Origin of the sequence: Spiroplasma tabanidicola (genome assembly GCF_009730595.1) — a bacterium.
GTDB classification, from domain to species: domain Bacteria; phylum Bacillota_I; class Bacilli_A; order Mycoplasmatales; family Mycoplasmataceae; genus Spiroplasma_A; species Spiroplasma_A tabanidicola.
On sequence record NZ_CP046276.1, the window covers coordinates 418,330 to 440,876 of the forward strand.

Below are 22,547 nucleotides of genomic sequence, written 5' to 3' on the forward strand. Positions count from 1 at the left end.
GTATTATGTTTAAAATATTTAATTAATAAAAAAATATGATTTTGCTATTTGAACTTTAAATTAATAAATATGAAATTTAATAGTGTATTATCATTGATAAGTATAACGTGTTTTTGTTTGCTATAAGTATATAAATTCTACAAGAGATCACTTATTCTAAAATAGAAACTCAACTACACTTAATTTAATTTTGATTATGCAACCACCAAGGCGTTAGTTTTTATTAAATCTTAAAATGATATTTTTTATAACTCCTTTCATTGGAAGTGGTGATTAAATATTGATAAATCAAAATGAATTATGACAATAAATAATATTGTTAAAAAAACTATAATTTACTTACAGATATTTTAATCTTAGTTTCATTAATGAAAAATTATTGTTAATAAAACACCTTATGAAATTTGTATGAGATAGCAGAGAAATATATAATTAATTTTAAATGGTTTTAAGTTTGTTTAAATTATAATAAACTATAAAAATTTTTTTATAAATTCTATTTTATATTAGAAGTTTAAAAAAGTGTATAATAATATTGTTACAAACAACACCATAGTCTACTTGAAAGTAGGAAATAAATGACTAATTCAGAAAGAAACTCATGACTTATAGTTGTGACAGCACTTGCGATTGCAGTGTTTTTACTAATATTGCTTAGTTGCTACTTGTTGTTCAACCGTCGTAGAAGTCATGTGCTAAAAAAAGCGAAAGACGAAGCAAAAAAAATAAAAATGGAAGCAATTGCTGCTGCTAAGATTGAAGCGACTATTTTAAAAAACTCGATTGAAGAAGAACTTTTTTCTAAAAGAGCAGAAATAGAACATGAATCTGCTTTATTAGAACAAAAAAAGATAAAATACTTTGATGATTTAGAAAATTTAAACCTAAGAGAATCTAAAATTGTTGAACAACAACTAGAAAATAATAGGGTTAAAAATAAGTTATCAGTTGATGTTGATAATGTTGTAGAAATTTTAGAAAAACTAGCTGATATGTCATCAGAAGAAGCGAAAGAAAGATTATTAATATATGCAGAAAGTACATATATTGAAGATATATATAAAGAAATAAAAACAAAAGAAGAGTTTATTAGGAAAAACTCAAGAGAGATTGTTTTAAACATTATTATGGAAGCTATGGAAAAATCGCATGTTCAAATAGCTACTGAAAAAAACACAACTATTTTTAAACTCGAAGATGATTCGTGAAAAGGAAAAATTATTGGTAGAGAAGGTAGGAATGTAAAAACATTTCAACAATATGGCGGAGTTGACATTATAATTGATGAAGTTCCAAATAGAATAGTTATATCTTCATTTAACCCTTTAAGAAGAGAAATTGCATATAATACTTTAACAGAATTAATAAAAATAGGTAGATTACAACCTGCTGCTATCGAAGAAACTTTGATAAGTGAAGAGCAAAAAATACAAGAAACATTTTTTAAAACTGGTAATCAAGTTACAAAAGATTTAAACATATTTGATTTAGATGAAGAAATAATTTTAAATTTAGGAAAATTGAAATATCGTTTTAGTTATGGACAAAGTGTTTTACAACATTCGATTGAGGTTGCAAAAATTGCAAAATCACTTGCTAATGCATTAGAATTAGATGAACAAATCGCCCTTAAAGCAGGATTATTACACGATATTGGTAAGGCTATGGATTTTGAACAAGAAGGTAGTCATGTTGAATTAGGGTCAAATCTTTTAAAAATGCATAAAATTGATAATATAATCGTTAATTGTGTAGAATCTCATCACGGAGATGTGGAAAAAAAATCTGTTTATGCAGAAATAATTTCAATTGCAGATACAATAAGTGCTGCAAGATTTGGGGCAAGAAATAATGGAGCAGAACAATTCTTTGAAAGATTAAAAGAAGTAGAAACTGAATGTGAAAAATTTTATGGTGTTTTAAAAGCTTATGTTTTTCAATCAGGAAGACAAATTAGAGTTATAGTAAATCCTGACATTATTCAAGATCATGAAATGCTTAATTTAACTCAACAGATTAAAGAAAAAATAAAAAGTATTAATAAAACTCCAGGAGATATTTATATAACTTTAATTAGAGAAAAAAGAGAATCTACAAAATTATAGTTTAAAATTAATTCAATTGTTTTTTTTAATATTTGTATTTTTAAAATCACTTACTTTATACATTTTTGTATAGAGTTTTTTGTAGAATGAACAAAATAAATTAAAAAAATGATATTGTAGTAAAATTATTTTATAAGGAAAAAGTAATGAATATATTTAAATTAACTTAAAAATATTTCAGAAAAACTTATAAAAAGTGCAAAATACTAAGGGAATGTATTTTGATAATTTTATTTTTATCTTGGTTTTGCTAAGGAGAGAAAAAAATGAGTAAATTAAAAATAATGTTAAAAATATTAGGTTTGTGTGTTATAACAACTTCAACAACATCTGTTGTTGCCTGTCAAGGACCTGCTGGAGGTTCTAGTAACAGTAATGATGGTCCAAGTTATGACTATTTAAATCAAATTGTTGGAGATTTTAGAACTTATGACATTAAAAAATATGGAGCACCATCAATTGATAACTTAGTAAATATGTTTAATGCAAAATCTAAATTTAAAGTTTTGAAGAAACATAATAATCAACCTAATACTATTTTGTTAAAGTCATTTGAAATTACTAGTGAGAAGTTGATAAAAGTTGAATTTGAATTACCAGATATTGAAAGTAATAAGCACTATCTATATTTAAATCAAAAACCATACATTGAATTAAATTTCAGTTTAAACTTTACTTATGAAGATCAAGAATTTTTTATTAAAAAAATAGATGAAAAAGTTTATGGAGAAGGAGTTAAACAAAAAACTTTTTTAAATGATCTTGAAAGCCTTCTTTTTGATGGTATATATGATGATTTGAAAAGTTGAGGTAATGATGTTCCAGACCTTCTTTTGGATAAATTAAATTTAAAGGACAGTTTAGAAGTTTCGCGAAATATGAGTCAGGATTATTTTTTAAAAAATCAAGGTTTAAAATATAAAGATTATTCCGATTCAAATCATAATAATTTTTTTAGTAACTCACTTTTAGAAGAAAACATCATACCTGACTCATTTAGTTTTACATTTATGCCAAAGAATCACTGAATTAAAATAGATAATTCATATGAGTTCGTTTGAAAAGCGGATGAAGATAAAATAAATAATTTAAAAGTAATACCCAATTTAGACGCATTAAGTGCAGATAAAATGAATCAATCAAGTTATAATCGTAAAGTTGTACTAAATTCATTTTATAATAAAGATAATAGTACTAAAGAATTTTTAGAAAGTATATATAATAATAATTTAAATACTTTTTTGAAACCATTAACTAAAAAAATTATAGACACAAAAATAATGAATATATCTCTTTCATATCAAAAAAATCCATCATCAAACACAAAAGATGATGTGTTTGAAAAATTAGATTTATCTACTTTAATTGGTAAATGAAGTGGAAATGAAAATGCTAAAAGCTTTTTTGAAAATTTTAAAAATGAGCATACAAATGATTTTACTTTTTACATTTCTTTTGTATCTCCATCAGATTCAAAAGATTTTAAAGGGCAACTATCAAAAGTCATATTAACTATGGATTTTAATGAATGAAGCGAGCAATAAATTAAAATGAGCAATAAATAAAAAACATCTTTATTGAACTTGTCAATTAAAATTGACATTAAAAAGATACTTTCTCCATACGAATTTCGTATGGAGTTTTTTTATACTTTAATATAGGTCTTACGTAATTATAAAACTCAATATAATCAGAAATTACATTATATATATTAGAATAATTTAGCTCATTTACTTTATAAGTATAAATACACTCGTTTTTTAAAGTTCCAAAAAACGATTCACATGCACCGTTATCAGGAGAATTTCCTCTTCTCGACATAGAAATCTTTATATTATTAGAATCACATAAATATTTTCAAGTCTCGTTTGTGTATGGCGAACCTTGATCAGAATGAATAAGTTTTGGTTTACTTTTTTTTGTGATTGCAGATTTTAAATTTGTATGGCAAAGTTAATTATCAGGTCTTTTAGAAAGTTTTCAATCTACTATTTCTGAATTGTATAAGTCTTTAATGACTGATAAATAAACCATCCCTGAACTTGTTTTAATGTAAGTAACATCTGTAACCCATTTTTCATTTAAGTTATTTGCTTTAAAATTTCTGTTTAAAATATTTTTAAATCTTAATGGAGTTGATTTATAATGATCGGGTACTCTTTTCTTTTTGACTGCCTTAATGCCTAATATTTTCATATATCTGTATACAACCCAAGGTTTTAAGTTCATTTTAAAATACTTATTTAACATGAGTGTAATCATATTGTAGCCATAACGTTTTTAAAAAGATTATGTATATAAATGATTTTGTTAGCAATTTTTATATCATAGTTTTTGTATTTAGGTTTACCTGTTTTTAATCATTTTAAATAACCATATCTTGATACTCCTAAGTATTTACAAACTATTTTTAATGAGAAACACTTTTTCGCATTAAAAATAGCGAAGTACTTTTCCTTAACAGTCTTCGCCAAATGATTTTTTAAAGCGCGCTCTAATTTTAACGCTTCTCTCAATTCTTCTAAACTCATATCATCAGGATCTTTAAATAACCAATCATGAGATTTGAATTTCTTAATATTACTTTTAGCTTGAACTCCATTACCTCATTCTAAAGCACCTTCACCTTCAGTTCTTATTTCATGTTTTTATCTCTTAATAGTACTGGTGCTTAAATTAAATTTCACTGCAGTATTAATTATTCCAACTTCTTTTGCCTCATTAACTATGTTAATTTTTTCTTGTTTTGATCATTGTTTTGCCATATAAAAAGAACACCTTTCAATTAAATTTTAACAATAAAAGTACTTTTTTACTGTCAATTTTATTTTAGATGTTCATTATTAAAGATGTTTTTTTATTTATCAATTTTATTTGCAAAAAATGCAAATGTTTCTGCTCCAGTATGGCAAACTATTACATAAGGTAAACTTTCAACTAACCCAAGTTTTAAACCTTTTTCAACTACCATATCTTTTACACTTTGTAACAGTTCTTTAGAACAATCTGAATATGCAATATCAACAACATACTCACCACTAGTTTCATTAATAATTTTTTCAATAACCTTTGAAACTGCTTTTTTGAAAGTTCTAGTTTTATCTTCTTTATCAATAACTCCTTTGTACGATAAGATTGGTGTTATTTTAAGGATTTTTGCAAGACCAGCTGCAGCCTTAGTTATTCTTCCACCTCTAACAAGTTGATCTAGAGTTTTTGGAATGATATATCCTTTTATTTTTTTGTATTTTTCTTCAATTTTTTTACAAATATCATTTGGTTTAACACCTCGATCAAGTAAATGATGCACTTCTTCTAATTGTCTTTTAATTAAAATACTTACTCCATTGTTATCGATAACATGAACCCTTCCAGCATATCCGCCTTCAGAATCATTTGAAAACATTTTAAATGTATTGTATTGTCCAGAAAGTCCTTTTGAAATTAATAAACAAATTATTTCATCATATTCTTTTAATAATTCATCTCATTTTGTTAACATATCCCCAGTGATAGTTTGTGATGTTCTTAAAACTTGTTTGGCATTTAGCTCATCATATTCTTTTTTTGTAAAATTTTGATCATCTTTTATAGAAGTACCATCCTCTTTTAAAATTACTAATGGTACTAAAAATGTATCTTTATATTTCGATAAGTCCTTGACTCCACAAGATGAGTCGATAATTATTGCTGTTTTCATCTTTTACCTCTTTTATATATTTATTATACTTGCATATATTTTTTAATTTTAAATAACTCTATCTTTTAAAGTTATTTATAAAATTAAAAATTTTTTCTTTATATTCGTTTTCGTTTTTATGATAACAAGAAGAGTGTTTAGCATTTTTAAATATCATTAAATCACTTATCTTATTTTTTTCTTGTTGTATTTTTAAATTGTACATAACAATACTACAATTGTAAGTTATAAAATCATCTTTAAATCCATGAATAAATAATATTGGTAAATCCTTGAAATTTTCATATCCGTCAAACATGTTCATAGTTGAAATATCAGATTTTGCATAACTTTTAAAATTTCTTTTTATCCCCAAAGACATAAAAAATCATGGTATTTTTAAATATTTTTTTAAAAAGAATCTTATTTGTATAATTGCTTCAATAAATGGACAATCAACAATAACTCAATCAACTTTATTTTTAATATAGTATTCTTTTGCAAATAATAAACTAGTTGATGCACCCATACTAACACCAATAATACCTATTTCACTTGGGTTATACTTTTGTTTAATTCATTTTATTAAAAAATCAAGTATTTTTGCATTTGTAACTCCAAAGTCACTTTTAAATCCATATGTGTTTCCATGAGCATAAGCATCAAAAGTTAAAATATTATAGCCTTTGTTGTAAAAAAAATTACAATTTCTTAAACCAATATATTTATTTCTCTTAAAACCATGTAATCCAATCACTCAATTATTTGAGTTTTTGTTTATTATTTTTAATGCACTAATAATATTGCCTTCCATTTTTAACTCAAATTCATTTATATCATTTTTATCTATTGCAAAATCTCTTATTCCTTTTATTTTTAAATCATATATTAATTGGTCTCAACTATTTAATTTAAAACCCTGTTTAGACAAACCAATTCTTTTATAATTGAATAAGTAAAAAATAAATAATTTTGAACATAAAAAACTTAAAAAAAATACAATAGGAAAAAATAAAACCATTACAAACACTTTTAATGGGTTGTACATATACCGCTTTATAACTTTAAAAGCTTTTCTATAATTATTAATTTTGAGTTTATTATTGTTATTTTCCATTTATATCTCCTGAATTAATTATAAGTAAATAAATCTTACCATTTTTTTATTCTATATAGCAAGATTAAATTTGGAAAATTTTTTAAAGTATGATAAAATATAAACAAATAGGATGTGGTTGTATGTTTATAAGGTTTGATGAGTGAGAAAGTTTCAAAAAAGATCTGCAATTAGTTGTTGCACAATTAGAGTCAAAAAATGATTATGAAGTTCAAAGATATATTAGTAAAAACTGAAAGAATTTACCAATTTGTATTGATGTAGAACTTAAAAAAGGTTTAATTGATGATAAACGTCTTGGCGGAAGAAATATTGTAGTTTGTTTTGATTGTAAAAAAGAGATATTAGCTTTAAATGATGAAACAAAAGATGAGATGTTTTATTTAAAAATTTATGAAGAGTTTGCTAAATTAATTAATTTAGATTTCAAATCCATTATTCATATTTCTCAAAAATGTAAAGCTTGCAATGAATGAATTTGTGGTAGTGACTTTTGTGATTGCAAATGTTTTTTTGAAGAAAATGATTGTGAATGAATCATAAAGTTATAAAAAAGTCTTATTAAGATTTTTTATTTTTTGTTAAATTAGAGGTTTTATTTTTTTAAAGGTATATAATAATTTTAATTGAATTTTGTAACGAACAAAGATTTGTAAAAATTTAATATATTAAGTATTTTTATTATTTAAAATACTTTTTTATGTAAAGGAGAGAAAAAATGCAACAAATGCAATCTATAGAAGAAAGATTAAAATTCTTCTCAAAAGATAAATTTAAAAAATATGGCGTTGTTTTAAAAGAAGCTATCAAAGCTCATCCGAAATTATTTTCTTTATTTATCATCATTTCTACTTTAGATACAGTTTTATTTTCTGGAATGACCTTTATTGTTTCAAATTTAGTAAAAAGTATTACCAATACTGGAGGCCATTCTATTTTTGGAATGCCAGTTGAGTGATATCATTGAGTAATAATTGGCGGAGTAATGGTTTTATCTTATATTGTAATTGAATACTTATTGAACTACACAAGTGGTATTTTTACAAGATTAACAGAGATTTTTATTAGGGTAAAATGTTTGAAAACTTTGACTGATGTTGATTTAAGTTTTTATTCTAAAAATCAAATTGGAAATATTATGACAAAAATTATCGGAGATTCTCAAGGAATGGCTGATGGAATGAATGAGTTTCTTGTTAACTTGTCTTATATTGTATTAATGTTTACTTTAATAAATGTAATTATGTTTTCAATCAATTGAAAAATTGCTGCAATTTGTATTGGAATATTTTTAGTTATCTTTGTAATTTCATGAATTATATTTTTCAGATATCAAAAAGCTTTAATTAGATCAATTGATTTTAAGCAAAAAAATGATACAGATGATGTTGATAGATTGATGAATATAAGATTAATAAAATCAAGCGGAACAGAATTAAGTGAATATCAAAAAATTAAAGAGCAAAATAAAAAATATGGGCAAAAAATCAATAAAACTATTTGATTATCTACAATAATGATTATTTTTACAAACTTTTTTGGATGAATTCTACCCGGAATTATCACTTTAACGATATTATTTACTTATAATAAAACTTTGCCAATTGCAGAAGTCTCAGCAATGATAATTTCATTTATTTCATGTATTTCTATACTAACTGGAGCTGTTTTTTTATTACCAGTAGTTTTAAGAGCTTTATCAAGAACAATGAATTGTAATTCTAGATTAGTGTTTATATATTCTCATAAAAGCTTATTAAAATATGTTCCTGAACCTACAAAAATTGATAAAATTGATTCAATTGAATTAAAAGGTGTAGAGTTTATTTACCCAGAAGCTCCTGGAAAATTAATAATGCCAGAAATTAATTTAACTTTTGAAAAAGGAAAAAGTTATGCATTTGTAGGAGAAACAGGAAGTGGAAAATCTACTATCGCAAAATTATTGTTAAGATTTTATGATCCTTCAAAAGGAAGTGTTTTAATCAATGGTATTGATATTAGAGAAATTGATTTACCTTCATATTTAAGTCATGTAGGATATGTTGAACAAGAGCCGCAAATTTTATTTGGAACTGTAATGGACAACATTAGATATGGAAATTTTGATGCAACTGACGAAGAAGTTATTGCTGCTGCAAAAAAAGCACAGTTAAATAATTTTATATTAGGATTAGCAGACAAATATGACACTATTTTAGGAGAAAGAGGATTTATCCTTTCTGGTGGTCAAAAACAAAGACTAGTTATTGCTAGAATGTTTTTAAAAAATCCTGAGTTATTAATTTTAGATGAAGCTACTAGTGCTTTAGATAACATTGTCGAAAAAGAAGTTCAAGCACAATTAGATAAATTGGTTGTTGGAAGAACAACAATAGTAATCGCTCATAGACTTTCAACAATAAAAAATTGTGATCAAATTATTGTTTTAGGAAAAGATGCTGGTGGAATTATTGAAGTAGGTACTTTTGATGAATTGAAAAATTCAACAGGACACTTTGGTGAATTATATAAAGCCGGATTAATGAGTTAGGAGGAAAGAAAATGCCATATGAACAAGGTGCTAAATCCAAAATAATGGATAAAATAGTATCAGAAAAAAACCAAATTGGATATTTAAAAATGCTTTTTAAATATTTTAAAAAACATCCAATGGTTGGAATAACTATATTTTTTCTTGCAGCCATTACTAGTTCGATTGCAGTTAGTCTTCCTTTGGTTATGCAAGAAATGATTACTGGATTGCAGAGTGAAAATCAAGCTTTAACTCATCGATTTATAGTTTGAGATTTTGATTGAATGAAATGAATGTATTTACAAATTGGAATGTATTGTATTTTAGCTATAACTATTTTTTCTTTATACCTTTCAGTTGGAAAACTAGGAAAAAGAATTGAAATTCATTTAAGAAATCAAACAGTTAAAGCTTTATTGATGCAAGATATTTCTTACTATACCGATCAAAAAATTGGAGAAATTTTAACAAGAATCGCTCAAGATACTCAAATTATTGGTGAACAAACTCAAAATATTCCAACAATGGCTTTAATGGCTATATTTAACTTTGTTGGATCTGGAATTGTTTTATCAATAATTGATTGAAAACTTGGATTAATTTCATTTTCATTTGTTTTATTTGGTGTTTCATTTATTTTCTTATTTATGTCAAGAGTACAAAATAAAATGATGGAATTACGTACTGTTATTACTTATGTTAATGGGGATATAACAGATAGAATTGCTACAGTTAGACTTATTAAAGCGAGTGGTACTGAAGAATATGAAAAAAATCGTTTTCAAGAAATACATAATCAATTTTATGATGTTGTAAAAATTTTTTTTAAACGATTTAGTTTAATATTAACAGCTGCATTTGTTGCTGTTATGGCTGTACAATTAATAATCTTTACTTGTGCTTATGCTTTTTATTCAAATGATCAACAAAGATTAATTGTTGTTGCAACTTCATTTGCATCAGGATTAGGTACAATGGTAAGTCCAATTTATCAAGTTTTGAGAATATCATTTGGATATTTGATGGCAAATCAATGTACAAAAAGAGTGCAATTAGTAATAACTTCAAAACCTCGTTTTGATCAACATTACTATGAAGGAACTGGTATAAACTTAGAACATATTGATGGAGATATTATTTTTGAAGATGTTAAATTTGCTTATCCTGAAAAATTAGATCAAATTATTTTACCTAAATTTAATTTTAGATTTGAAAAAGGAAAAAGTTATGCTTTCGTTGGAGAAACTGGTAGTGGAAAATCAACAATTTCAAGACTACTTTTAAGGTTTTATGATCCTACAGAAGGAAGAGTCTTGATAAATGAAACTCAAGACTTAAAAAATTTAAGATTAAAATCTTATTTAGATAGAGTTGGATATGTTGAACAAGAACCACAAATTATGTTTGGTACAGCAAAAGAAAATATTAAATACACAAATCCTGATGCAACAGATGAACAAGTAATTGCTGCTGCTAAAAAAGCTAATCTACATGATTTAATAATGACTTGACCAATGGGATACGAAACCATTCTAGGAGAACGTGGATTTATGTTATCTGGAGGACAAAAACAAAGACTTGTTATTGCAAGAATGTTTTTAAAAAATCCAGAATTACTAATTTTAGATGAAGCAACTAGTGCTTTAGATAATGTTGTTGAAAAAGAAATTCAAAAAGAACTAGAAAAGTTAATGATTGGAAGAACAAGCGTTTCAATTGCACACAGACTTTCAACAATTAAAAACTGTGATCAAATCATTGTGCTCGCTCCGGGACAAGGTGTTGTACAAACCGGAACTTATGATGAATTGAAAAAGCTGCCAGGACATTTTAAAAACTTGTATGATGCTGGACTTATGAAAGAAGATAAAAAACAAACAATATTATAAAATAGAATTAAAAAACTTATAAAGTTTTTTAATTCTATTTTTTGTCTTTATAAAAAAGTTTAATTTTTTTCATTCTTACTTGCATTATATTAAGAATAATGTTTATGTTTTCATTAATAGTTTAATAAAACTATTAATGAAAAAGAGATAAGTTTTGAAAAAACTTTTATTTGGATTAGTTAGCGCAACACTAGTTGCAAGTTTAACAACAACTGCATTAAGTTGTAATATAGTTGAAGTAGACAAAGAAGTAGAAGATAATGTTACATATAAATTAAAAGCAAAAACAATAGTCTATATTTTTCTTATGCAAATGTTACAGAAAGCATGAAAAAATATATTGATAATAAATTAAGTGTTGATACATTTAGAACAAAAAGAAAAAAACCATATCTTACAAGTTACTCACAAATAGGAGAAGTTGCTAAAGTAGTAGCTGAACAAAATGTTAAACCTGAGTTCAAAAAATATCTAGATTATAATAATAATTATGAATATGTTTTATTTTGTTTTCAATATGATGACATACAGCTACAATTGTTATAAGCTCATTTTTACAACATTATAATTTAGCAAATAAACATATTTATTATTTATAAGATCTTCTGCTTGGTTAGATGTACATTTACAAACTGCTTTAAATATTTTTAAAAGTTAATAATACAAAAAAAATTATTGAAAAAAAGTATTTCCAGGTAAAAGAAGCAGAATTGATAAATGAATAATCGAACATATATAAAGAAATAAATGATTAATTGCAATAATAAACTCATATTTTTAGCGTTACTTCAAAATTAGGATAAAAATTTTTTTTATTTTATTATCGATTATTGAGTTAATTTATAAAAAAATTTAATGTTATAATAAACTTTGAAAAAGGAGATAAAAAATGGGATTTGGAGATTTTTTAGCTGGCCGTTTTAAGAAAAGCATTGAAAAAAACTTAAAAAAAACAACTTTAAATGAAGAAAACATAAAAGAAGTATTAAGAGAAATTAGACTTGCTTTATTAGAAGCTGACGTTAACATTGAAGTTGTAAAGAAATTTATTAATAGAGTAGAAAAAAAAGCAGTTGGTGAATATATCCAACAAGGAGTTAGAGCTGATCAACAAATGGTTAAATTAGTTCATGAGGAATTAATTGATATTTTAGGTAAAGTAAATACCCCTTTAGAAATTAACAAAAAACCATCAATTATATTGATGGCAGGACTACAAGGGGCTGGAAAAACAACAACTGTTGGTAAATTAGCTTGATTAATTCAAAAAAAATATAAGAAAAAAGTTTTAATGGTAGGATTAGATATTTATAGACCTGGTGCTATAAATCAATTAGTTGAATTAGGAACAAAAAATAACTTAAATACATTCGAAAAAGGAAAACAAGATCCCGTTAAAACTGCAAAACAAGCAGTTGATTATGCTCAAGAGAATGGTTTTGATGTAATAATATTGGACACTGCTGGTCGTTTACAAATTGATTCTCAATTAATGAAAGAATTAAAAGAAATAAGAAAAGCAGTATCTCCTAATGAAATATTATTAACAGTTGATGGTATGACCGGACAAGATATAATAAATGTTAGTCAAGAGTTCGACTCTCAATTAAAGTTGAGCGGAGTTATTGTTACAAAACTTGATGGCGATTCTAGAGGGGGAGCTACTCTTTCGATAACTGATATTACAAGATTGCCAATTAAATTTATCGGAGAAGGTGAAGGAATAAGTGCGTTAGCAGAATTTCACCCAAAACGTATGGCTGATAGAATTCTTGGAATGGGTGATGTTGATACATTGTTTGAAAAAGCAGCTGACGTTGTTGATCAAAGAACAATGGAAAAAACAATGAAAAGAATGTTTGCCGGACAATTTGACTTAGAAGATTTAAGAAACCAATTAGATCAATTATCTAAAATGGGAAATCTTGGAGGATTGATGAAAATGATGCCTGGAATGAATGGTAGGGTTTCGGAACAACAAATCGAACAAGCACAACATCGTTTATTTGTAGCAAATATATTAATGAGTTCAATGACAATGAAAGAACGTAGAGATCCAAGAGTTTTAAAAGCGCCAAATCGTAAAAAAAGAATATTAAAAGGTTGCGGAAGAACAGAAAAGGAATATAATGATTTATTAAATCAGTTTGATAAAGGTAAAAAACAGGTTTTAGATATGGCAAAACAACTTAAATCTGGAAGAATGCCAAATATGGGAGGGCTTAAATTTTAAAGATTATGAAAAAATTAGTTGTTATAACTGGTGCATCTGCTGGGATAGGGAAAGAATTAGCAATTAAATTTTCTCAAGAAGGATATCCTTTATTATTGCTTGCAAGAAGAGTGGAACTTATAGAAACTTTAAAACTAGATAATGTTATTTGTAAATCAGTTGATGTAAGAAATTATGATGATTTTAAAGCCGCAATTGATGAAGCTGAAAAAAAATTTGGACCAGTTGATTGTTTAATAAATAACGCTGGAATAATGCCTTTGGATAAAGTTTATAATTTAGATTTAAAAATACAATATGATATGGTTGATATTAATATCAAAGGTGTTTTAAATGGAATGAACATTGTTATTAATCAAATGAAAAATGTAAAAACAGGAACGATTATTAATGTAAGTAGTGTTGCTGGTAGATGAACAAGTGAGAATCGCGTTGTTTATAATGGAACAAAATTTGCAGTTCATGCAATTAGTGAGTCTGCAAGAAAAGAACTTGCTCCTTATAATGTTAGAATTTTGACAATCGCTCCAGCATTAGTTGATACAGATTTAATTTCAACAACAACAAATGAAGATGTTTTAGAAAATTATCATAAATATAAAAAAGATTTAAAAGGTGGATTAACTGCTATTCAAGTTGCAGAAGTTATTTACTATGCATATTCTCTACCACAAAATGTTTCTTTAAAAGAGATAGTATTATCAGACACAAAACAAGTTATATAAAAAAATAAGGTTTAATCCTTATTTTTTCTTTTTCTTGATTTCAGCAACAGTTTGTTTTGCTTTTTTAGTTTCTATTGCTTCAACTTTCTTTATTGCTTCATCTTCTTGTTTAATGGCAAGTAATTTTTTATTAGCTTCTTCAATAGATTTTTTAGTAAGTTCTACATCAATTCTACGTTTTTCTGCAGCTTTAATTTTATTTCATATTCCAGTTTTTAAGGCATCATTCATTAATAGTAATACAAGAATTGCTACATTAAATGAGTCATCTATTACTTTAGATACATGACGTTTTTCACGATCTGATAATTCTGATGCTTTATAACTTTCTAATAATGATACTTCTTTAAAGTAATTTGTTGCAAATTCTACACCAAACTTTTGGTATACTAATGCTTCAGCTTCGCGTAAAAAGAAAGCTATATTATGGAATAATCTTAATTTAGTTTCAACATCTTGAGGTGTTGTTGCTCTAAATTGACTTATAATGTTGTTTAATCTATCATCATGATATTGATTATCGATCTCTTCAATTAAAACTCTAGTTGAGTTACTTACAAGTTTTAAAACAGTTTTTTTATTAGCTGTATCTGTTTCTACAAACTTATAATTCATTGCATTTATATATTTTTTTATTCTTAAAGGTAAGATATACATATCATAAGCTATGTATTCTGAATATCTTCATTTTCTTGCAACTATTTGAGTAACAATATTGTAAACAATTTCTAAAATTGTTAAATTTAAAACTCTCTCACTTATTTTAAATTCAAGTTTATTCAATCTTAACAATTGAAAGTATTCGTATCCATAATATTCCATACTTATCATATTAAAGTATGTTTGTATTGATGAGTTATTCATAATCGCAGAATAAGAAAATTGAATATCAGGTACTAATGCATCAATGATATTTTCAAACTGTGGTCTAAAATCGATTACAGATTGAAATTGTTTTTTTTCAGCCATATTGTATTTCCTCCAAATATTAGATATATCTATTTTACCATATAAATCTTTCAATTTTATCTTAAAATAGTATATGATATCAATCCACATAGAAAAGAGAATTATATGAAATTTTTAATATTATGTTTTAATAAAATTTCAAAAGAATACAAAGAAATATATGAATTTTATATAAATAAAATTAAAAAGTTTTGTAATATAGAAGTTATAGAAATTGAAGAAGAGTTTTTTAGTGATAGCAAAAAGAATATGAAAATAAATGAAGATAATTTAATAAAAAAACTTAAAAATTATAAAGATTTTGAGATGCATTTGTTAGAAATTAATACAAAGCAATATGATTCCTTAAGTTTTTCGAAAATTGTTGAACAAAATAAAGATTTTAATAACGGAAAAATTGGTTTTATAATTGGACCTAGTGATGGTTTTAGTGTTGATTTTAAAAATAAAATTGCTAAAAAACTAAGTTTTGGGCTTTTAACAATGCCACATTTATTGGTAAGAATCATTCTATTAGAACAAATCTATCGTGCATTTAAAATTATAAGAAATGAGACATATCATAAATAATTTTAAAATTATTTATAGAACTTTTAAAGTTTATTTATAATTAAAGAGTTAAAATATCATTAGTGAGGTATATATATTTTATGGAAAAAGCAAAATTCAATTGATTTCCAGGTCATATGAATAAAAGTATCAAAGAAATTGAAGAAAAAATACAAATAGTAGATTTGGTAATGGAAATAGTTGATGCAAGAGCACCTTTTTCAACACAAAACCCCTTACTAAGAAAGGTTTTATCAAAAAGACCTAGATTAATAGTATTATCAAAAAGTGATTTAGCAGACGAAGAAGTTACAAAAAATTGAATTAATTATTTTGAACAAAAAGGTGACCAAACATATTTGGTTAAAAATAAAACTCAAAATATTTATGATGATCTTTTAAAATTAATTAATTTAATGACAAAAGAAAAGCAACAAAAAGACATTGCAAGAGGAATTGAAAAACCAAAATTAAATGTTTTAGTTGTAGGTATTCCAAATGTAGGAAAATCAACAACAATATTAAGATTATCAAAAGGAAAGCAAATTAAAACTGGAAATAAACCAGGAGTTACAAGAGGTATGCAAAGAATTGTGATGTCGGAAAACATTACATTGATCGACACACCAGGAATATTACCTGCAAAATTTGAAAACGAAACAATTGCATGTAATTGTGCTGCAACTAATTCTATTAAAATTGAAGTTGTCCCAAAAGAAAGATTTGCAACAAAATTAATGAGATATATCTATAATAGTTATCCTTTATTAATTGAAGATAAATATAAGATTTCAAAAAATGTATTAAGACCAATAAATTATGATGATACTTTTAAACTTTTTGAAGAGATTGCAAAAAGAAATAAGTTTGTAATTTTAGATGATATTGCTGATGTTGAAAAGGCTATAACTTTATTTATAAATGATCTTATAAGTAATAACCTAGGAAGAATATCATTTGAAAAACCAATCGAAATTGATAAAACAAGTTTAATTTCAATTGATAAAGAAGATATTGAAGATAGTGTAGAAAGCGATTTGACAGTAGAATGATAAAAATTAATCGCTATAAATTCGATTTAGATATAAAAGAAAAATATCAAGTTACTATTATTTCTGGAAGTGATGAAGTCGGAAGAGGAGCTATGGCTGGACCAATCGTTGTTGCTTCTATTATTTTAAAAGAAGATTATTTCAATCCATTAATAAAAGATTCTAAACTTTTAAATCAAAAACAAAGAGAAATCTTATATGAAGAAATTTTAAATAATTGTGTTGAATATTCAATTAAAGTGTATGATTCTAAAGTTGTAGATAAATTAAATCCTAAAAAAACAAGTGTTGTAGGAATGATCGAAACTATAAGTGAATTAAAAACAAAACCGCAATTATGTCTTGTTGATGGAGAAAAAATTACAATAAAAGATTATCAAACATTGCAACTTATTAAAGGAGATAATCTTAGTCAATCAATAGCTGCTGCAAGTATTTTAGCAAAAGTATATCGAGACAATATAATGATAGAATATGACAAGCAATATCAAGGATATAATTTTTTTAAACATAAAGGATATTGTACAAAAGAACATATTCAAAAAGTTAAAGAATTAGGGATTCTTGAAATCCATAGATTAACTTACAAACCAATATCAGCTATTAAGGAGAAAAACAATGATTTTTGACAAGTCTAACAAGGAATATTTAAACTGAGTTGAAAATAACAACTTAGATGAAGAGTTAAAAAAACAATTAGAAAATGCAAGTAATGAAGAACTAAATGCAGCATTTGGATTGAAATTGAATTTTGGAACAGCAGGAATTAGAGGTATATTAGGGGCAGGTCCTGGTAGATTTAATGTATACACTATCAAAAAAGTTACAATAAGTTATGCTAAATTATTAATTTCAAAATATCCTAATGATTTACATAGAGGTGTTGTAATTGGGCATGATAATAGACATAATTCAACAAAATTTTCTCGCTTAGCTGCAGAAATTTTAACAAGTTTTGGTATTAAAGCATATTTGTTTGCAGAAAATAAAATGAAACCAACTCCGGTTGTGTCATTTGCTACAAAAGATTTAAATGCAATTGGTGGAGTAATTATTACTGCAAGTCATAATCCTGCAGTGTACAACGGATATAAAATTTATGATGAGTATGGTTGTCAATTAATTGATAGTGAAACACAAATTATTGCAGATAATATGAATGAAATCAAGAACATAATTGATTGAAATTATAAAACGGATGAAGATTTAATTGAAATAGTCGATCAAAAAGTAATTGAAGATTATAATAAAATGATTGCTAATTTACAGTTTTATAAAAATCAATCAAGAGATGGATTTAAAATGATTTATTCTGCAGTTAATGGAACAGGAACCGAATTCACACCTCCTTTATTAAGATCATTTGGATATGAAGTTATAGAAGTAAAAGAGCACTCTTTCGAAGATGAAACTTTTAAAAATGTAGGAAATCCAAATCCAGAGTTTGACCCAGCTTGAACTATTCCTTTTGAATATGGAGAAAAAAATCTTGATGCTTCAATTATAATTATTCAAGATCCTGATGCGGATAGAATTGGGTGTGCTGTAAATCATAATGGTAAATGAATTAGAATTGATGGAAATCAAACCGGACCAATTTTAATAGAATGAAAACTTAGTCAAATGAAAAAACATAATATGATTCCAGAAAATCCTGTTATGTATTCAAGTTTTGTAACAAGTGATTTAGGTGATAGAATTGCAAGTGAAACATACGGTGTTAAGGTTATAAAAACTTTAACTGGATTCAAATGGATGGGATCTGAAATTTTAAAAGAACCCGAAAGAAACTTAAACTTTGTTTTTGCTTATGAAGAAAGTTATGGATATGTAATCGATTCTTCAACAAGAGATAAAGATGGTATTCAAGCAACAACTATGTTAGTAGAAGCTGCTTGATATTATAAAAAAGAAGGAAAAACCTTATTAGATGTATTAGAAGATATTTATAAAAAATATGGATATTACTATACATATACTGAAAATTTGAATTTTAAACCTGAAGAAGTTGAATCAAAAATTGAACCAATTATGAAAACTTTAAGAAAAGAATCATTCAATGCTTTAGGAGACTTAGAATTAAAATATTGTGAAGATTATCTCCATGGTTTATTTAATATGCCGGGTCAAAACTTGTTAAAGTTCTACTTTAATGAAGGTAGTTGGTTTGCAGTTAGACCTAGCGGAACTGAACCAAAAATAAAAATTTATTTTGTTGCTGTTGATAAAGATGAAATTAGTGCAAAAGATAAATGTGAAAAAATGTTTAAAAATTTAAAAAAGATATTAGAAATAAATTAAATAATTTAAAAAAATGCATCAAAAAATGTATTTTTTTTCTTTTTTTATACGATTAAATATACAGGAGGAAATTAAAGATGAACAATGTGACAATTATAGGACAAATTGAAGAACTACCACAAGTTATTTACAACTCAAAAACAGGAGAAAAAAAATTATATAAGTTAGTATTAAAAGTACCAAGAGGGTATAGAAATAAAGATGGAAAGCAACAAGAAGATTTTATAAATGTAAAAGTATGAAGTAATGTTTTAGGAGATGAGTATGAATATTTTGATCAATCATTAGTAGGGATTGAAGGAAAGCTTGTATCTTATGGATTAAGCGATGCTACTAGTTATGGTAATGAACTTGTTGCAAGCAAAATAACTCAATTAAACTAATTTAAGTGGAAAAAATTTTATTATATTTTAGTTTAAAATATAACGGTAATTGAGATAAAATTTATAACGCTTTAGAAAAAAAAGAAAAAATCTTACATAGTCAGTTAGAAGAAACTTGCCAAAAAATAGATTGTGATTTCTTAACAATCTTAAGTCCTTTGTATCCAAACTTTTTAAAAAGTGCACACAAACCACCATTTGTTATATTTTATAAGGGAAATATTGAACTTTTATCTAAATATAACAAAACTATATCAATTGTTGGAGGACAAAAATATAGTGAAAAATCAATTAATAATACTTATAGAATTGTTAAAGAATTAATTAATGAAAAAAGAGTTATAGTTACATATCAAAAAGAAGGAACAAACAATCAAATCATAAGTTTATGTAGAGAAGAAAATTTTGAAAATATTGTAATTTTAGCTGAATCAATGAAAACTTATATTGAAAAAACTAAGAATATAAATGAAAAAGAAAATAAACTATTTATTTGCGAAGTTTATGAGTTTTTAAATAACCAATTAACAGAAGAATATGAAGAATATCTAAACAGAATGCTATGTGGAATCTCAAAAGGTATTCTATTTACACCATACAATTCAAAAGATTCTTATTTTTCATTAGTTAATTATGCTATAAATGAAGGTAAAGAGATATTTGCAATCCCTACAACAGAAAAAGAGTTCAACGAAACAAATAAATTGATAAAAATGGGTGCAAAATTTACAGAAAATGCAAAAGATATAGTAAATTTAATTTAAAGTGTTATAATAAATTTGTGATATTTATATCACACTTGTAAAAGGTTTATACCTAATAATTTTTTTAACTAATCATTTTATTCCCGACACATGAATGATGAGTATAGAAAACAAACATTTTAATAATGTTTGTTTTTTTTTTTTTTTTGAAAAAGTTTAAATAAATAATTATGATACCATTATTAAGATATGATTTACATTTATTAATATAAAAAAGGAGAGGGATTATGGCTAAAAAAACAGCTGTAAATGAACCCCTTAATCTTTCAAGTAAAAATCTAAATAATGAAAAAAAACATAAAGATTTTAATGTTAAAAAAAAAGGCGGTTCATTTACAAAAACAATCATTTATTATATGAAAAAAAACAAATGAATGACATTTTTTATGATCTTAATTTGTGTGATTTCATCTGTTGCAACAGTTTTGGGACCAAAATTAATTCAAAATATGATGGCCAATTTATTAGCTCCTTCATCAGGACTTGATTATTTTAATAATGGTACTAAAACAGTTGGTGAGTTAAATAATTTATTAGATGGAAAAGTATTTATAAGTGGGGATGAAAATCAATTTTTAACAGAAGAATTTGTAAGTAATTCAAAAAACTACTTTACATTATTTTTTGGTTTACATTTTGGATGAGATAAATGAATTTATTTGCAGTTAAGTTTATTTGTAGTTTTAGGAGTTTCTGCATATTTTTCAAGTTATCTTGGTGGAACTATGGGTAAAAATGTTGAAATTGATTTGAGAAATAGATCTTTAGAAAAATTAGTTAAACAAGATATGAGTTACTACTCTGATAAAAAAATTGGAGAAATTCTTACAAAAATTGTTTCAGATACTCAAATAATCGGAGATCAAACTGCAAGTGTTCCGGTTACAATGATTTCTGCATTTATAACATTTTTTGGGTCGTTAGGAGTTTTAGTTACAATTGATTGAAAATTAACTTTAATTGTTATTGCAATTATGTTTGTTTTACTTATTGTTTTACAATCAACTTTTACGGTTGTTGGAAGAATGTCAAAAAGAGTCAGAAAGACTATTACAACAATTAATGGTGATGTAACAGATAGAATTTCAACTGTAAGATTAATTAAATCTAGTGGAACAGAAGCTTATGAAAACGAAAGATTTAATGAAGTTCATAAAGAATATTACAAAAAATCTTTTACATTAATTACAATGCAATCTTTTATATCAACTGTTATGACTGCAGGTATTAGTTCTGTACAAATTATAATAGTTATATGTTCTGCTATTTTATATAAAGATAATCCTCAATATTTAACTGTAACACTTTCGGCATTTATAAGTGGAGTTGGTTCTATGGTGGGACCATTAATGACATTATCAAGATTAGTTTCTGGGATAATTCAAGCTTCTACTTGTTGTTATAGAGTAAATGAAATTATTTTAACAGTACCTAGAATTGATACTCACTATGAAGAAGGTGAAGGAATCATCGTAGATGAAATTGAAGGAAATATTGTATTTAAAGATGTTGAATTTAGATATCCTGAAAAACCAGAACAATTAATTTTACCAAAATTCAACTTCGTTTTTGAAAAAGGAAAAAGTTATGCATTTGTTGGAGAAACTGGTGCAGGAAAATCGACAATATCTAAATTATTGTTAAGATTTTATGATCCTTCTACTGGAGATATTTTTATAAATGATAATGTTAATTTAAAAGATGTTCATTTATCAAGTTATTTAGATAAAGTAGGATATGTTGAACAAGAGCCTCAAATTTTATATGGAACAGTTATGGATAATATAAAATATGGTAACTTTAATGCAACAGATGAAGAAATTATTTCTGCTTCTAAAAAAGCAGAGTTACATGATTTGGTAATGAGCTGACCAAATGGATATGACACTATTCTAGGAGAACGTGGTTTTATGTTATCTGGTGGTCAAAAACAAAGACTTATTATTGCAAGAATGTTTTTAAAAAATCCTCAAATTTTAATTCTTGATGAAGCTACAAGTGCTTTGGATAATATTGTTGAAAAAGAAATACAAGAAGAATTAGAAAAATTAATGAAAAATAGAACTACAATTTCAATAGCGCATAGATTAAGTACGATTATGAATTGTGATCAAATTATAGTTTTAGGAAGAAATCAAGGAATTGTTCAAGTTGGAACATATGAACAATTAAAAGAAGAACATGGTCATTTTAAAAGATTATACGAAGCGGGTTTGATGAATTAATTTTAAAAGAGTATATAGTACTCTTTTTTTATTGGTATAAT

22 protein-coding genes are annotated in these 22,547 nt (G+C 25.3%); 16 read left to right on the forward strand and 6 right to left on the reverse strand.

Going from position 1 to position 22,547, the window contains the following annotated elements:
- The first annotated feature begins 578 nt into the window (after positions 1 to 578).
- Together STABA_RS01970 and STABA_RS01975 are read left to right on the forward strand one after the other, a co-directional pair.
- A complete protein-coding gene (locus STABA_RS01970) occupies positions 579 to 2,105 on the forward strand; it encodes an Rnase Y domain-containing protein (RefSeq protein WP_156005995.1) in 1,527 nt (508 codons plus the stop codon).
- A gap of 266 nt (positions 2,106 to 2,371) precedes the next feature.
- Entirely contained in the window at positions 2,372 to 3,649 is a 1,278-nt protein-coding gene (locus STABA_RS01975; RefSeq protein WP_156005997.1) for a hypothetical protein, read from the forward strand.
- A 58-nt stretch (positions 3,650 to 3,707) separates the two neighbouring features.
- Here STABA_RS01975 and STABA_RS01980 read toward each other — a convergent pair whose 3' ends face one another.
- The 5 genes from STABA_RS01980 to STABA_RS02000 all read right to left on the reverse strand — a co-directional run bounded on the left by STABA_RS01980 (position 3,708) and on the right by STABA_RS02000 (position 6,901).
- Positions 3,708 to 4,043, reverse strand: a complete 336-nt coding sequence (locus STABA_RS01980) for an integrase core domain-containing protein (RefSeq protein ID WP_211360471.1) — start codon at positions 4,041 to 4,043, stop codon at positions 3,708 to 3,710.
- Positions 4,044 to 4,058: 15 nt separating this feature from the next.
- Positions 4,059 to 4,301: a DDE-type integrase/transposase/recombinase gene (locus STABA_RS01985; RefSeq protein WP_156006001.1), complete on the reverse strand. Its 243-nt coding sequence runs from the start codon at positions 4,299 to 4,301 to the stop codon at positions 4,059 to 4,061.
- Positions 4,302 to 4,348: 47 nt separating this feature from the next.
- Positions 4,349 to 4,636 carry a hypothetical protein gene (locus tag STABA_RS01990; protein ID WP_156006003.1) on the reverse strand — a complete coding sequence of 96 codons (288 nt, stop codon included), beginning with the start codon at positions 4,634 to 4,636 and terminating at the stop codon, positions 4,349 to 4,351.
- Between the two features lie 326 nt (positions 4,637 to 4,962).
- Entirely contained in the window at positions 4,963 to 5,805 is an 843-nt protein-coding gene (locus STABA_RS01995) for a DegV family protein (RefSeq protein ID WP_156006005.1), read from the reverse strand.
- A gap of 58 nt (positions 5,806 to 5,863) precedes the next feature.
- A complete protein-coding gene (locus STABA_RS02000; RefSeq protein ID WP_156006007.1) occupies positions 5,864 to 6,901 on the reverse strand; it encodes an alpha/beta hydrolase in 1,038 nt (345 codons plus the stop codon).
- 89 nt (positions 6,902 to 6,990) lie between these two features.
- Between STABA_RS02000 and STABA_RS02005 the strand changes: the two genes are divergently transcribed.
- From STABA_RS02005 to STABA_RS02035, 7 genes are all read left to right on the forward strand, one after another.
- Positions 6,991 to 7,452 carry a hypothetical protein gene (locus STABA_RS02005; RefSeq protein ID WP_170264680.1) on the forward strand — a complete coding sequence of 154 codons (462 nt, stop codon included), beginning with the start codon at positions 6,991 to 6,993 and terminating at the stop codon, positions 7,450 to 7,452.
- A 167-nt stretch (positions 7,453 to 7,619) separates the two neighbouring features.
- Positions 7,620 to 9,434 (forward strand): ABC transporter ATP-binding protein, encoded by a 1,815-nt coding sequence (locus STABA_RS02010; protein WP_156006011.1) that lies wholly within the window; start codon positions 7,620 to 7,622, stop codon positions 9,432 to 9,434.
- 11 nt (positions 9,435 to 9,445) lie between these two features.
- Positions 9,446 to 11,305 (forward strand): ABC transporter ATP-binding protein, encoded by a 1,860-nt coding sequence (locus tag STABA_RS02015; RefSeq protein WP_156006013.1) that lies wholly within the window; start codon positions 9,446 to 9,448, stop codon positions 11,303 to 11,305.
- A gap of 154 nt (positions 11,306 to 11,459) precedes the next feature.
- Positions 11,460 to 11,660 (forward strand): hypothetical protein, encoded by a 201-nt coding sequence (locus STABA_RS02020; protein WP_156006015.1) that lies wholly within the window; start codon positions 11,460 to 11,462, stop codon positions 11,658 to 11,660.
- Positions 11,633 to 11,851: a hypothetical protein gene (locus STABA_RS02025; RefSeq protein WP_156006017.1), complete on the forward strand. Its 219-nt coding sequence runs from the start codon at positions 11,633 to 11,635 to the stop codon at positions 11,849 to 11,851. Before STABA_RS02020 ends, STABA_RS02025 begins: the two co-directional genes overlap by 28 nt.
- A 343-nt stretch (positions 11,852 to 12,194) precedes the next feature.
- Entirely contained in the window at positions 12,195 to 13,538 is a 1,344-nt protein-coding gene (ffh, locus tag STABA_RS02030) for a signal recognition particle protein (RefSeq protein ID WP_156006019.1), read from the forward strand.
- Between the two features lie 5 nt (positions 13,539 to 13,543).
- Positions 13,544 to 14,263, forward strand: coding sequence for an SDR family oxidoreductase (locus tag STABA_RS02035; protein ID WP_156006021.1), 720 nt, complete (start codon positions 13,544 to 13,546; stop codon positions 14,261 to 14,263).
- A gap of 18 nt (positions 14,264 to 14,281) precedes the next feature.
- On the opposite strand, the gene STABA_RS02040 is transcribed toward STABA_RS02035, so the two are convergent.
- The gene (locus STABA_RS02040) at positions 14,282 to 15,232 is read right to left on the reverse strand and encodes a hypothetical protein (RefSeq protein WP_156006023.1); all 951 of its coding nucleotides are present in this window, start codon (positions 15,230 to 15,232) and stop codon (positions 14,282 to 14,284) included.
- A 105-nt stretch (positions 15,233 to 15,337) separates the two neighbouring features.
- Between STABA_RS02040 and STABA_RS02045 the strand changes: the two genes are divergently transcribed.
- The 7 genes from STABA_RS02045 (at position 15,338) to STABA_RS02075 (ending at position 22,506) form a co-directional block, all read left to right on the forward strand.
- The gene (locus STABA_RS02045; RefSeq protein ID WP_156006025.1) at positions 15,338 to 15,802 is read left to right on the forward strand and encodes a 23S rRNA (pseudouridine(1915)-N(3))-methyltransferase RlmH; all 465 of its coding nucleotides are present in this window, start codon (positions 15,338 to 15,340) and stop codon (positions 15,800 to 15,802) included.
- 80 nt (positions 15,803 to 15,882) lie between these two features.
- A complete protein-coding gene (gene ylqF / locus STABA_RS02050) occupies positions 15,883 to 16,836 on the forward strand; it encodes a ribosome biogenesis GTPase YlqF (protein WP_156006027.1) in 954 nt (317 codons plus the stop codon).
- On the forward strand, positions 16,830 to 17,471 hold the full coding sequence (locus STABA_RS02055; RefSeq protein WP_156006029.1) for a ribonuclease HII: 642 nt from the start codon (positions 16,830 to 16,832) through the stop codon (positions 17,469 to 17,471). Before ylqF ends, STABA_RS02055 begins: the two co-directional genes overlap by 7 nt.
- Entirely contained in the window at positions 17,452 to 19,134 is a 1,683-nt protein-coding gene (locus STABA_RS02060) for a phospho-sugar mutase (RefSeq protein ID WP_156006031.1), read from the forward strand. Before STABA_RS02055 ends, STABA_RS02060 begins: the two co-directional genes overlap by 20 nt.
- 77 nt (positions 19,135 to 19,211) lie before the next feature.
- Positions 19,212 to 19,517 (forward strand): single-stranded DNA-binding protein, encoded by a 306-nt coding sequence (locus tag STABA_RS02065; protein WP_156006033.1) that lies wholly within the window; start codon positions 19,212 to 19,214, stop codon positions 19,515 to 19,517.
- Between the two features lie 5 nt (positions 19,518 to 19,522).
- Positions 19,523 to 20,281 carry a DNA-processing protein DprA gene (locus STABA_RS02070; RefSeq protein WP_156006035.1) on the forward strand — a complete coding sequence of 253 codons (759 nt, stop codon included), beginning with the start codon at positions 19,523 to 19,525 and terminating at the stop codon, positions 20,279 to 20,281.
- A 227-nt stretch (positions 20,282 to 20,508) separates the two neighbouring features.
- On the forward strand, positions 20,509 to 22,506 hold the full coding sequence (locus tag STABA_RS02075; protein ID WP_156006037.1) for an ABC transporter ATP-binding protein: 1,998 nt from the start codon (positions 20,509 to 20,511) through the stop codon (positions 22,504 to 22,506).
- The last annotated feature ends 41 nt before the right edge of the window (positions 22,507 to 22,547 follow it).